General features: G+C 64.0%; 8 protein-coding genes. 2 read left to right on the top strand and 6 right to left on the bottom strand.

Going from position 1 to position 13,131, the window contains the following annotated elements; translation table 11 throughout:
- Window positions 1–81: 81 nt before the first annotated feature.
- Window positions 82–885: a hypothetical protein gene (locus tag F462_RS11405; protein ID WP_208854174.1), complete on the bottom strand. Its 804-nt coding sequence runs from the start codon at window positions 883–885 to the stop codon at window positions 82–84.
- Window positions 886–1,356: 471 nt separating this feature from the next.
- Between F462_RS11405 and F462_RS11400 the strand changes: the two genes are divergently transcribed.
- Entirely contained in the window at window positions 1,357–2,817 is a 1,461-nt protein-coding gene (locus tag F462_RS11400) for a DUF255 domain-containing protein (RefSeq protein WP_038054226.1), read from the top strand.
- 106 nt (window positions 2,818–2,923) lie between these two features.
- Here the strand turns inward: F462_RS11400 and F462_RS11395 are convergent, their stop codons facing one another.
- On the bottom strand, window positions 2,924–4,153 hold the full coding sequence (locus F462_RS11395) for a methyl-accepting chemotaxis protein (protein ID WP_038054224.1): 1,230 nt from the start codon (window positions 4,151–4,153) through the stop codon (window positions 2,924–2,926).
- Between the two features lie 366 nt (window positions 4,154–4,519).
- The gene (locus F462_RS11390; protein WP_038054221.1) at window positions 4,520–5,839 is read right to left on the bottom strand and encodes a DEAD/DEAH box helicase; all 1,320 of its coding nucleotides are present in this window, start codon (window positions 5,837–5,839) and stop codon (window positions 4,520–4,522) included.
- Between the two features lie 560 nt (window positions 5,840–6,399).
- Between F462_RS11390 and F462_RS11385 the strand changes: the two genes are divergently transcribed.
- Window positions 6,400–7,047 (top strand): ERCC4 domain-containing protein, encoded by a 648-nt coding sequence (locus F462_RS11385; protein ID WP_038054218.1) that lies wholly within the window; start codon window positions 6,400–6,402, stop codon window positions 7,045–7,047.
- 24 nt (window positions 7,048–7,071) lie between these two features.
- Here F462_RS11385 and F462_RS11380 read toward each other — a convergent pair whose 3' ends face one another.
- From F462_RS11380 to F462_RS11370, 3 genes are read right to left on the bottom strand one after another with little or no spacing between them, the layout of a single operon-like run.
- Complete coding sequence (locus F462_RS11380) at window positions 7,072–8,523, bottom strand: efflux transporter outer membrane subunit (protein WP_038054215.1); 1,452 nt, start codon at window positions 8,521–8,523, stop codon at window positions 7,072–7,074.
- Complete coding sequence (locus F462_RS11375; protein ID WP_038054212.1) at window positions 8,516–11,650, bottom strand: efflux RND transporter permease subunit; 3,135 nt, start codon at window positions 11,648–11,650, stop codon at window positions 8,516–8,518. Before F462_RS11375 ends, F462_RS11380 begins: the two co-directional genes overlap by 8 nt.
- On the bottom strand, window positions 11,650–12,939 hold the full coding sequence (locus tag F462_RS11370) for an efflux RND transporter periplasmic adaptor subunit (RefSeq protein ID WP_051918139.1): 1,290 nt from the start codon (window positions 12,937–12,939) through the stop codon (window positions 11,650–11,652). The genes F462_RS11375 and F462_RS11370 overlap by 1 nt, the downstream gene beginning before the upstream one ends.
- Between the last annotated feature and the right edge of the window lie 192 nt (window positions 12,940–13,131).

Here is a 13,131-nt window from a genome sequence, read left to right as displayed (position 1 = left end):
TCCGTCGGGTGCCGCAGGGTTCACGACACGTTCCATCGCATGAGAAAGAAAAGCCGCGCAGTATAACACCCACCAACGTCTTCAGGGCCTGCGCGAGCGGCGCCACAGCGCTAGTGCGTCGCGTCGCGTCAGCACCAGGGGGATCCCAGGCTGCCCCGAACCCTCGCCTGCATGGGGGCCATCGGGGTCAATAAACTCGAGGGCACTCAATTCCCCGCGAAGCAGGGCACGTACCTTGGGCGCCACCACGTCCTCGGCCACCAATTCCAGCAACTCCAGTCGCCGCTCGTACGAGGGCGGCGCGGCCAGCGCATCGACCACCACCACGGTGTCCCCATGCTCCGACGGCGCCGCCGCCGGGTCGGCCTGCCAGTCAACGTCGGCGCCTCGGGCCAACCAACGCGCAATCGTCCCACCGCCACATACTCGGCGCACGGGCGTGACCTTGGAGGCGCAACCCGGGGACCACAACCAGAGTCCATGAACGCCACCGCGACCCTCGCGTTCGCGTTCCAGGTTCACCGGATGCTGAAACCAGACCATCTGCAGACCATTGCTAAGCACCTGAAGGCGCCGCGCCAGGTCGTCCTTAAGAGACGGTGTTCCCATCGACCGACCCAGCCCCACCGACGGCGGCAGCCCTGCCGCTTGGCCTTCGGCCTCGAGCAGTAATTCCCACAACCCGTCCTCCGAGAGCTGGAGGGTCGCACCGGCTGCTTCGAGCTCGGGCTCGGCGGCGGACCACAAGGCCTCACGTTCGGCATCGGCCACGGGACCGACCGGATGGGCGACCAGATCCTTCATCCCTGGAGTGAGTTGCACAGGCTGGGCCAGCCAGGTCCGCCGGCCCTGTTCCGGCTGGCGATAATCCAGGGAGTCCGCCAACGCAGCCTCCCAGCCCACCGCGATCTTCGTCCTACGGTGGGCCTGGGCACGCCCCAGCCAGCGTCCCAACCGTCGCACCCACGGCGACGGATGATGACCCTCCATCCCTGCTGGAGACGCCCATAGCCCTGGCAATAGATGGACGACTCGTGGTCGAGCGTCGGTCATCGTTGCAATCCGACGCGTGTCAGGACGACGATCGAAATCGGCGGCAGCATGCGCAGATGCCCGGCGCGCTGATGATTCATGCTCACTCCCAGTGGTCCCAGAACTCGGGCATCCTACCACCCGCCCCACACTGCAACGCCCGCCCGACAGGAACGCTCAGGCCCGGCATTTGGTCTATACCTTTACATACGTGAACAGGGCGGACTCACGATGAACCGTCAGTACGCATCCCCACACCGACCCCGAATCAACCGTCACAGAGGCGCCGCACTCTTCGCATGCCTCGCGGCCGGCGCCTTGCTGATGTTCGCCGTTCCAGGCGCCGCCGAAGACTATCCGGCGGATTCGAGCATTGATTGGCAGGACTGGGACAGTGCGCTCTTCGAAGAGTCCGAGGCCCGCGAACGCCCGATCTTCTTCTACTTCCACGGCCAATGGTGCACCTGGTGTCGAGACTTTCAGGACGAATCGCTGGAAAACCCGGATGTAGTGGAATCGATTGAGCGCGACTACATCCCAGTGCTGGTCGATTTGGACGAACGCGCGGACCTGTTCCGGCGTTATGGCGGCCGGGGCCTGCCCTTCGTAGTCATCGTGAACCACGAAGACGAGATGCTGACCCGGTTCACCGGGCATGTGAATCCCCGCGACCTGCAGAACATCCTGGAGAGCCAGCGCGACATGTTCTCCGTCACCGGGCGCGAGATCACGCCGGACGACGCTGGCATCGATGACCTGGACGCCTTTCTCGAAATGCTCGGCGAGGTCTACGACGAACGTGCCGACCGCCTCAGCGGCAGCGCCACATTTGGCACCTTGAGCAAACGCCCCCAGCCATGGACCTACCGCTTCCTGCTGGGCCAGAAAGAGTGGGAAGACCGCATGCCCGGCCTGCTCGACCAGATCGCGGAGGATCTCTACGACGAAGTCGAGGGCGGGTTCTTCTTCTTTCACGACCCCGACCAGCGCGATCCCGTCCTGGCGCTGGAGACCTCCAAGCGCCTGGACCAGAACGCCGCCTTCATGTGGCTGTTCGCCGATGCCTACGAAGCGCTGGGTGACGACCGCTACGTGGAGATCGCCCAGGGGATTCGCGACTACTTTCGGGAACAGCTTTGGGATCAACGCCAGCTACGCTTCGGCAACAGCCAGTACGCCGACCGCGACTACTACCAACTGGACCCGGAGACTCGCCGCGACACCGACCCACCGCAGGTCGACCGCAACACCTACGCAGACACCTCTGGGCAGGCCATCGCGGCCCTCGCCAATCTGGCTCGGGTCACCAAGGACGAGGAGACGCTGGAGTGGGCGCAGGAAGCCATGGAAGCGCTAGATCGCTATCTCCACACCGAACGCGGCTACCTGCACGGCATTACCGCCGCGGGCCGCCCGGCAATGGAGGGCTATCTACCCTCGCAGATCTGGCCGGAGATCGCTCGGCAGGAACTCGCACGTGCCGTATACGCGCTGGAAGGCGAACAACCGGAGCTACCGGACCCGGTCGCTGCCCTGGATCGCCTGGAGCCATTTTTCGATGAAGCGTTAGGAGCGCATGCCGAACGCGTAGGGACCGACCTGGAACCCTGGTCCGAGACCCGTACCCAAGCGGCCCTCGCCTGGTGGCTATACCGGCTGGAGGACGAGGCCATCGAGGCCTCGCACATCGACCGCGACACCGTACGAGAACGCCTCCGCATCGAGCCCGGCGCCGACCCGGACGACGTCGCCCTGGGCTTTGATGCGCTGCACCGAGGCTTCTGACGACATGAAGGGTGGGGGTGGTGAGTCGTACCCACCCCTTCCAACTGCCCGAACACGCTCACACGAACGCTTCTCTAGTGAGGCGCCGATTTAAACCAGCGTCTCCCTAGGACTGCTGCCGAAAGCCCGCAACCTCCTGCTGTAGCCCTTGCGCCAGGGCCTCCAGAGCCTCCACCGCCTGCTGCATCTCGTTCGCCCCATCCGCATTGCGCACGGCGATGTCGTTGATGTGGTGGATGTTTCGGTTGATCTCTTCCGCCACCTGGCTTTGTTCCTCCGTCGCGCTCGCCACCTGCCGCGTCATATCGTCGATGGCCGTTACCGAGTCGTGGATATACTCCAGGGTCTCGCCGGCCTCGCCCGCCTTGTCCACCGAGGTCTCGGCATGCTGCTGGCTCACCTCCATGGCCTGCACCGCACGGGTCGCCCCGGCCTGCAGACGCTCGATGATCGAGCGGATCTCCCCGGTGGAGTCATTGGTACGCTGCGCCAGGTGCCGGACCTCGTCCGCCACCACCGCAAAGCCCCGTCCGGCCTCGCCCGCCCGCGCCGCCTCGATCGCGGCATTCAGCGCCAGCAGGTTGGTCTTCTCGGCGATCTCCTCGATTACCTGCAAGATGGTGCCGATGTTGTCGGAATCCCCTTTCAGCTCGCCAATAACGTTGTTGGCCTGGCGAATCTGCCCGGCCAAGGTATTGATGGCCCCCTGGGTCGCCTTGACCACGGTACGCCCACCCTCCGCCGCACGGGTCGCCTGACCCGCGCTCTCGGCCGTGCTCTGGGTGTTGTTGGCCACCTGCTGGACGGTGGCGGACATCTGGTTCATCGCGGTGACCACCTGTTCCACGTCACCGCGCTGCTCGTGAGTGGCCCGCGTCATTTCGTTGCTGCGCCCTTCCAGCTGGCGCGCGGAGGCCGCGATCCCGTCAGCCGCATCCGCGACCTGGCGGATCAGCCCCGAGAGCCGCCCCATCACCGTATTGAAGGCCTCGCCGGTGCGGCCGATCTCGTCGTCCGTGGTGACCTCCACGCGGTGCCCAAGATCCGCGCGGCCCTCGCCAATCGCCTCCAACCCGTCGGCCAGACGCTCCAGCGGCCGCGTAAGCACGTTCGCATAGAACCAGCCGATGCCCAACGCCACCACGAACGCGATGACCCACAACGCCCACAGCAACCACCACAGCTGCGTCACCAGGGCATCGTCCACCCCTGCGGCCAGATCGCCCTTCATGGTGTGGAACGTCACCCCACCCATGATCGACAGCGGAACCGTACTCACCACGATCACCAGGATAATCAGCTTCAGTCGCAGTCCACCCAACGGTCCAATCTTCATCGGCACCCTCCTTTGGCCTCGTTAGCGACCAACCGCCCCCAGCCTTAAGTCGGCACAGTATCCACCACTCAACGATGCCCCTCGTGATCAAGGTCAAGGGCGATTAACAGGAAGATGGGAAGACAAGAAGATTTTTCGGGTGGGCGCCGAGGATCGGCTGGCACCTGGGCTTGCAGGATCGTCCAGGACTCCTCGGCGCCCCAATTAAATAAACCTTCCCACCTTCCTGCTAAAGCTTTTCGCCCTTGAATTTCTCTGTGTACTCTTGCGCTCTATGGTGAAACGACTTTGAATTTCAGGCACAAAAAAACCCGCGGGCCCGGGAGTCGGGGCCGCGGGTTCGCGGTAGTGCGTTAGCGGGCCGGGTTAGCGGCTGCGCGCCGCCCGATTGCCATTGGAAGACGGACGGCCGTTGCCGCCGCGGCCACCGCCAGGCTTGCCACCGCGGGCGTTGCGCGGGGCGCCATTGCGTGCCCCACCGCCCGGCTTGCCGCCACGACCGCCGCGGCGGTTGCCGTTGCCGTCATTGGCAGCCGGCTTCGGCGCGGCAAAGCCTTCGGTCTCGATGCGGTCGATCGGGCGCTGGATCAGGCGTTCAATACCCTTCAGCAGCTTGATCTCCTCGCCATCCACCAGCGACAGCGCGGCACCGGCGGAGCCGGCACGGCCGGTACGACCGATGCGATGCACGTAATCCTCTGGCACATTCGGCAGCTCGAAGTTGACCACCTGCGGCAGCTGGTCAATGTCCAGCCCGCGGGCGGCGATATCCGTCGCCACCAGCACTGGCACCTGCCCGGACTTGAACTGCTTGAGCGCCTTGGTACGCGCCGCCTGGCTCTTGTTGCCGTGGATCGCCTCCGAACGCACGCCGTCCTTGGACAGCTTTTCGGCCAGGCGATTGGCGCCATGCTTGGTGCGGGTAAACACCAGCACCTGTTCCCAGTTGTTGGTGCGGATCAGGTGGCTCAACAGTTCGCGCTTCTGGCTGGTTTCGACCAGATGCACACTCTGCTGCACGCTCTCGGCGGCCGTGTTGCGCGGGGCGATGTCGATCTCCGCCGGGCGGGTCAGCAGGCCGTTGGCCAGCTTTCGGATCTCGTCGGAGAAGGTCGCCGAGAACATCAGGTTCTGGCGCTTGCCCGGCATCATCGCGATCAACTTTTTGATGTCGCGGATGAAACCCATGTCCAGCATGCGATCGGCCTCGTCGAGGACCAGGATCTCCACACCGGACAGATCAATCGTCTTCTGGTTGGCGTGATCCAGCAGACGCCCCGGGGTCGCCACCACGATGTCCATGCGGTCGCGCAGAGCCTTGATCTGCGGGTTCATGTTCACACCACCGAAGATCGTCATCGAGCGCATCTTCAGGTTGCGCCCGTAGGTCTTCACGGAATCGTGCACCTGGGCGGCCAGTTCGCGGGTCGGGGTCAGCACCAGGCAGCGCGGGCGGCCATTGCCGGGTTTCGGCGCATCGCTGGTGGAAAGACGCTGCAGGATCGGCAGGGTAAAGCCGGCGGTCTTGCCGGTACCGGTCTGGGCGGCAGCCAGCAGGTCGCCCCCTTTCAGGACTTCCGGGATGGCCTGGGCCTGGATCGGGGTCGGGTGCTGGTAACCCGAGGTTTCCAACGCGCGCAAAAGGGTATCGGCCAACCCGAGGTCGGCAAAGGTCGTATCAGTCATGGAAAGCTCCAACGCTACCCGCCACTCGTTCAACACGGAGCACCCATCGGGGGAAACGAAATCAGGGGGATCACTGCGAACCGAAATGGCTCTGGATCAGATGAACGGACGCTGACGGGCGGGGCGTTCGATGGCGGTACTATACGCGTTTCATCAATGAAAAGACACTCTACCCATAACCCCTTCGATATATGTCCGGTATCGCCTGGTCATGTGCACGTTTTCGATCAACAACGGGCGGCCGAGCCCCTGCCCTGCGTTCAATGGCTTGTAGGGTTGGTGCCCCCTGGTCCCCGATCCTGCGTTGCGCCCCAGATCCATCAGAGAAGGGGCGGGTAGAACCACTACCCGCTGCACGGCGCACTTTGTCTCGAAACACTGGGGGGCGCCAATACGTACGTGCGATTCAATCAGCGTCTTCTTAAGGGACACTCGAGGCAAAAGTGACACCCGTGCACAGCTTCTCGGGCGGCTCCTCGCCCCGCCCGGCATCCGGCCATTTGGCGTGACCTATTCCAGGTCCTAGAGTGCCGTGCATCAGCCAATCACCCGGAGCCCCCATGGAAAACGTTCATCTGCCGATCCGCGTAGACAATCGCGAACAGGGCAAGATCATTCAGCGCATCGAGCGCCTGGAGGGCGTGGAACTGGAGTTCACCGACCTCGATGTCGGCGACTACGAACTGCCGAACGGCGTGGTGGTGGAACGCAAATCCGCCACCGACATGGTGCTAAGCGTGGTAGACCAGACCCTGTGGGAGAACGCGGCCAAGCTAAAGGCCAACCATGATCAGGTGATCTACATCGTCGAGGGGGACTTGTACGAACCGCGCTTCCATCAGCAGGCGCTAGACATTCATCGTGCCCTCGCCCACCTCACTATCGCCTTGGGCGTAAGCGTATTGCCTAGCCCCGATGCCGATAACAGCGGCATGCTGATCTATTTGCTGGGCCTGAATGCACAGCTAGAACCCGATGCCACCGCCCGCCCCACACGCCCGGACAAGCGCCGAGCGGCAGCCGAATTCATCGTCAGCGGGTTACCCGGCGTGGAACCGGACCAGGCCCGCGAGATGTTGCGCCAGCTCGGCAGCGTCCGGGATATCGTCAACGCCGACGCCGACACCCTGGCCGGCATCGAGGGCATGGATGAAGAGCGCGCCCAGCGCATCGAGTCGGTCGTTACCTATGGCAGCCGCAACCACTGAGAAAACCCGAGCCGCAACCAGCTGCTATCCGGACCCGGATTCGACATCTTCCAGTACATCCTGAAGCTGGGCATCCCCGGCCCAGCCACCACCCAATGCCCGATACAGGTCAGCGGTCGCGGCCAGCCGGTCGCGTGAAGCGTCGGTCAGCGTCAAGCGCGCTTCGAACAGAGCCCGCCGCGCATCCAGCACTTCGAGGTAGCCCACAAATCCTCCCAGGTAACGCCGTTCCGCCAGGCGCACGACCTCAATGCGGGCGGCTACCTCGCGCTGGTAGATCGCCACGCGCTCATGCTGGGCACGCAATTCGCTCCAAGCATCCGCCACCTCGACCACAGCGTCCTGGATCGCCCCCTGGTACTCCAGCTCGGCGATATCCCGCTCGACTTCCACACCCTCGATGGTCGCCTGACGGCGTCCGAAATCCAGGATCGGGGCAACCGACTGGGCGCTGATTTCCCATAGCCCGGCCGCGCCGGTAAAGAACTGGCTCGGTCGGTTCACCTCGTTACCCAACAGGGCCGCGAGATTCAGACTGGGCAACCATTCGGCTCGCGCCACTCCGATATTGGCGTTGGCCGCGATGAGCGAGGCCTCGGCGGCACGAATGTCGGGCCGCCGCACCAGCAGGTCGGAGGGAATGGAATGCGGCAACCCGTCCAAGGTCTCCGGCAGTTCCTCCAGACCGTGATCGCCCAGAGAATCCAGACCCTCGACGACCGCCTCGCTATCCCCCACCAGCACCGCCAGGGCCCGGCGTAGCCGTTCCGCCTCGGCCTCCAGTGAGGGCAGCCCGGCGCGGCTGGTTTCCAGCTCTGCCTCGGCCTGGCGTACGGTCAGGTCCGTTGTGGCTCCACTCTCCAGGCGCGAACGCTCCAGACCCAAAGCCTCGATCAGGGACTGAATGGTGTCCTCGGTGGTATCGATTTGTTCGCGGGTAGCACGGTAGTCGAAATAGGTACTTACCACATCGCTCATAACCGCCAGCCGGACGGCATCACGTGTAAAGGCCGTGCCCAGCAACTGTGCCCGCGCCGCCTCCTCGGAGCGCGCCAACCGGCCCCATAGGTCGACTTCGTAACTGAGTCGGCCGAATACGGCCAAGTCGGTTTCGGGGCCATCCCCGCCTATGCCCGGGTCTTCCCGCTCCACCTCGATCACACCGTCCAGTTGCGGGTGGCGTTCCGCCCGCTCCAGTCCCAACACAGCACGTGCCTGGACCACCCGTGCCGCCGCGATCTCGGTCTCGATGTTGTTCTCCAGTGCTTCGCGCACCAGACGGTCGAGAATCGGATCCTCGAACATCTCCCACCAGAACTCGACGTCGGAATAGTCGACGTCCATCTGCTCATCGATCTCCTCGGGCCAGGCCTCGGGGAGCGCGACATCCGGCCGCTCATAGTCCGGCCCCAGGGCACAACCACTCAACCAGACGGTTCCCGCGAGCCCCACCAAGCCGACCAGTGACTTACGCATGTGCAGCCTCCTTGGGCTCCGGTCCACGCCCACCCAGGCGCTCGATCGCACTGGAGATCAGGTAGTAGAACAGGGGCACAAAGAGCAACGCCAGGAAGGTCGCGCTCAGCATTCCACCAATGATGCCGATGCCAATGGCCTGCTGACTGTTGGCACCCGCGCCGGAGGCTAGTGCGAGCGGGACCGCCCCCAGGATGAATGACATCGCGGTCATCATGATCGGACGGAAACGCAACCGGGCCGCCTCCACCGAGGCCTCCATCAGTTCCAGCCCCTCGTTGCGCTTCAGCTGAGCAAACTCAACGATCAAGATCGCGTTCTTGGCCGCCAGCGAAACCAGCACCAGCAGCCCGATCTGGAAGTAGATACCGTTCTCCTGCCCGGCCAGCCAGATCGCCACCAGGGCCCCGAACACCGCGAACGGCACCGCCATCAACACGGCCAGCGGAAGGCTCCAGCGCTCGTACTGCGCCGCCAGAATCAGCACCACGAACAGCACACCCAGAGCGAACGCCAGGGCCGAGGTCCCCGATGCCTGCTGCTCCAGGTACTCGGCCCCGGTCCAGCTCAACAGGTAGTCATCCGAGAGCGTCTCGTCCACCACCGCGTTCAGCGCCGCAATGGCATCCCCCGAGCTATATCCCGGCGCCGGTTGTCCCATCAGGCGAGCGGAGGGGAAGACATTGAACCGTTCCACTTCATCCGGACCCTGCACCCGGTCCACGCTCACCAAGGTTGAAAGCGGGACCAGTTCCCCCTCGTCGGACCGAACGAACACCCGATCCAGGTCTTCCGGACGTTCCCTGAAGCCGGAGTCCGCCTGCATGTGCACCCGCATTACCCGTCCGAATAGCGAAAAGTCATTGAGATACACGGCCCCAAACGTGCTCTGCATGGCGTCGAACACATCGCCCATGGGAACCCCGGCCGCAAACGCGCGTTCACGGTCGACATCCGCATCGTAGCGGGGCACGTCCACATCCAGTGCGGTGCGTACATCGGCCAGCTCCGGACGTTCCCGCGCGGCCTCGATTACCTCCTCCGCACGTTCGCGCATCGTGAACGCATCGTCCCCAATCCGGCTCTGGAGATAGGCCTCGAAGCCACCCGTCGTGGATATACCCGTAATCGGCGGTGGATTGAAGGCTCGAATCTCGGCCTCTGGATCCTCTTGGCCATAACGCACCAGGCGGTCCACGACCGCATCACTGCTCTGGCCCTCGCCACGGCGCTCGGACCAGTCGTTCAACGTCACATAGGCCGCACCGGTATAGGTCTTCATCCCGTCCGACAACAGGTCCATGCCGGAAAAACTCACCACGTCGGCCGTATCCGAATCTTCCAGGGCCGCATCCCCCAGCCGCTCCATCACCTCGCGGGTACGCGGCAGCGAAGACGCGGCCGGCAACTCCGCAGCCGCGAATACATACCCCTGATCCTCGTCCGGCACCAGGCCGCCCGGGACCATGCGGAACATCACCACGATCGCTACCAGCATCAGCGCGAACAACGCCATACCGATCACGTTGTGCCGCAAAAGGAAGCGCACCCCGACCATGTAGGCGGCCGTGCCCCGCTCGAAGGCCCCGTTGAACCAGCGGAAGGGAAAGGCTGGCCGCCGCGGGCGATCGGACAACAGCCGCGCACACATCGCGGGGCTCAGCGTCAGCGCCACTACTCCGGATATCGCGACCGATACCGCAATCGTGATTGCGAACTGCTGATACATCTGGCCCGTAAATCCGCCAATGAAGGCCACCGGCACAAACACCGCAACCGTCACCAGCGTCATGGCAATAATCGGGGTCGCCACCTCGTCTACGGTGCGGTAGGCGGCCTCCTTCGCCTTTAAGCCCTCCTCGCGCATCAAGCGTTCGGTGTTCTCCAGTACGATGATCGCGTTATCCACCACGATCCCGATGGCCAGCACCAGCCCAAACAGCGTCAGCATGTTCGCGGAGAATCCCAGCAGGTACATACCCGCCAGCGTGCCGATCAGCGATACCGGCACCGCCACAATGGGTACGGCAGTCGCCCTCACGGTTTGCAGGAACAGATACACCACGGCCACCACCAGGATCAGAGCCTGGATCAGCGTCAGTAGTACGCGCTGCACCGACTGATCAATGAAGTGGGTGGTATCGAACGGGATGTGATATTCGAGCGAGTCCGGGAAACGGGGCTCCAGCTCGGCTAGGATCTCGCGGACCCCGCGGGCCGTATCCAGGGCATTCGCGCCGGGTTCCAGGTAGATCCCCACGGGCACTGCACGCTCGCCGTTATGGGTCGCCTCGAAGTCATACATATGCGCCCCGAGCTCGACCCGCGACACATCGCCAAGACGCAGCGCCGAACCATCCGGCGCGCTGCGCAGGATGATCTGCTCGAACTCCTCCACCTCCGAGAACCGCTCCGGCGTCGTCACCGCATAGGTGAAATCGACGCTCCCCTCAGTAGGCTCGGACCCGAACTGCCCCGCCGCGTACTGCTCGTTCTGTTCCTGAACGGCGCTGCGGATATCCCCAGGGGTCAAACCAAACTCCGCAATCCGGTCGGGCTGCAGCCAGATCCGCATGGAGTAGATCTGTGCACCAAAGAAGGTCTGGTCACCCACCCCGGGTGCCCGCCGCAACTCGGAGTACACGTTGCGCCAGACATAGTCGCTGATAAAACGCGGATCGAGACTCCCATCCGACGAAGTAAAGGTGACCATCTGCAACATCGAGGGAGCACGCTTTTCTACCGAGATCCCGGAACTCATTACGGTCTCCGGCAGGCGTCCCTGGGCGCCCTCCACCTCGTTGCTCACATTGATCGCGGCGATATCCGGGTCGGTCCCCACCTCAAAGGTGATGATCAACTCCATGCTGCCGTCATCCGACGACCTCGAACGCATGTAGGCCATGTTGTCCACGCCATCCACGGTCGCCTCGATGGGCGCCGCCACGGACTCCGCCACCGCCTCCGCGCTGGCACCGGGATAGCTGGCCGATACAATGACCTTCGGCGGCAGGATGTCCGGATACTGGTCAACCGGCAGCAGGAACGCGGACGCGGTGCCCGCGAGCACGATCAGAATGGAGATGACGGATGCAAGGACCGGCCGCCCAATGAAAAAGCGGAGCATCAGTCCAGGTCCCCCGCCCCGTTCCCCATGTCATCGAGGATCTCGTCCGCAACGCCAGAATCCGTCCTCGGCTCGGCGACCTCGTCCAGCAGGTCGGGGGCCACCTCAGGCAATACACCCGGTGCAACCGGGTGCTCAGCCGCAAGAGGCGCGTCTTGCGGCGAAACCCGCTCACCCTCCGCCACGCCCGAAACCCCGCCAATCACCAGGCGATCCCCTTCGTTGATCCCACGGGTCACCAGAAAGTCGTCGCCCAGGTCCATCGCAACCGTGATGGATTGGGTATACGGGATGTCGTCCTCATCCAGCAGATAGACCGCCGGCCCGGATTCGATCTCCGTCACGGCCGTGTGCGGCACCCGCACCCCGTGCCCCGCCTGCAGGCCGCTCAAGGTGACCCGAACGAACTGTCCCGGCAGCATCGACCCATCCGGATTCGGGAACATCGCACGCACATTCATCATGCCCGTGGCCTCGTCGACCGCGTCCTCGGTCGCGTCAAGCTGGCCCTGATGGTGATACAAGTCCCCATTCGGCAAGGTGAGCAGCACAGTCAGTCCCACTCCGGAACGGATCTGAGGACCATAGGCGGTCAAGTGGGCTTCGGGTACCGCAAAATCCACCCGGATCGGGTTCAACTGCGTCACGGTGGTGAGGAGATCACCTTCTTGCAGCAGGCTGCCTTCGGGGCGTTCCTCGAACCCGGCCACGCCATCCAGCGGCGCGGTCACCGAGGTGTAGTCGAGATCAATACGCGCCTCGGCCAATGTCGCCTCGGCCTCGGCCACGGCGGCCTGCCCCAGTTCCAGTTGTGAACGGGCCTCGTCGCGCTCGCGGCCACTGGCTGCATTGTCCTCGTACAGGTCCCGTACCCGTTCCCATTCGCGCTCGGCCTGGCGCCATTCCGCCTCCGCACGCTCCAGGCTCGCCTCGGCACTGCGCACCTGAACCGCGAATGGCGCCGGGTCCATACGAAACAATTCATCACCCTGCTCGACGCTATCACCTTCGTCGTAGAGCCGACTCTCCAGCACCCCGGACACCCGCGCCCGCACCTCTACCGAACGCGGGCTGTGGGTGCGCCCGGTATAGGTACGCGAGATGGATACCAGTTCACGATCCACCTGACGCACCGGCACTTCCACCGGCTCCGCCTCCGTTGCCGCGGAGTCGTCTTCATCGGACTCCGCCGCACAGCCACTCAGCACCAACGTACCGGCCATCAGGAGTAAAAGGGCGAAGAGCGGCGTCAAGCGCCCGGGAACGCTTGCGAGCGAGGGGAGGGGCATAGGACGCACCTTGGTCAGCGGTTCGAGGGAACCGGGCAGGCGCTGGATCGCGGGACAATCCGGATGCGGAATGCCATCCATCGCCTTGCGTCTCAGCCGCACTGACCGTCTAGCTAAACACCCTATCGTGGTGAGGCGCAGCCGTAAATTAATCGTGATGGAGATATCACCCGATGCCCGGTTACGTGATTG

Origin of the sequence: Thioalkalivibrio sp. ALJ1, assembly GCF_000745395.1 — a bacterium.
Taxonomy (GTDB): domain Bacteria; phylum Pseudomonadota; class Gammaproteobacteria; order Ectothiorhodospirales; family Ectothiorhodospiraceae; genus Thioalkalivibrio.
Note: the sequence above shows the minus strand (reverse complement) of the source record. Positions and strands in the feature narration are given on the sequence as shown.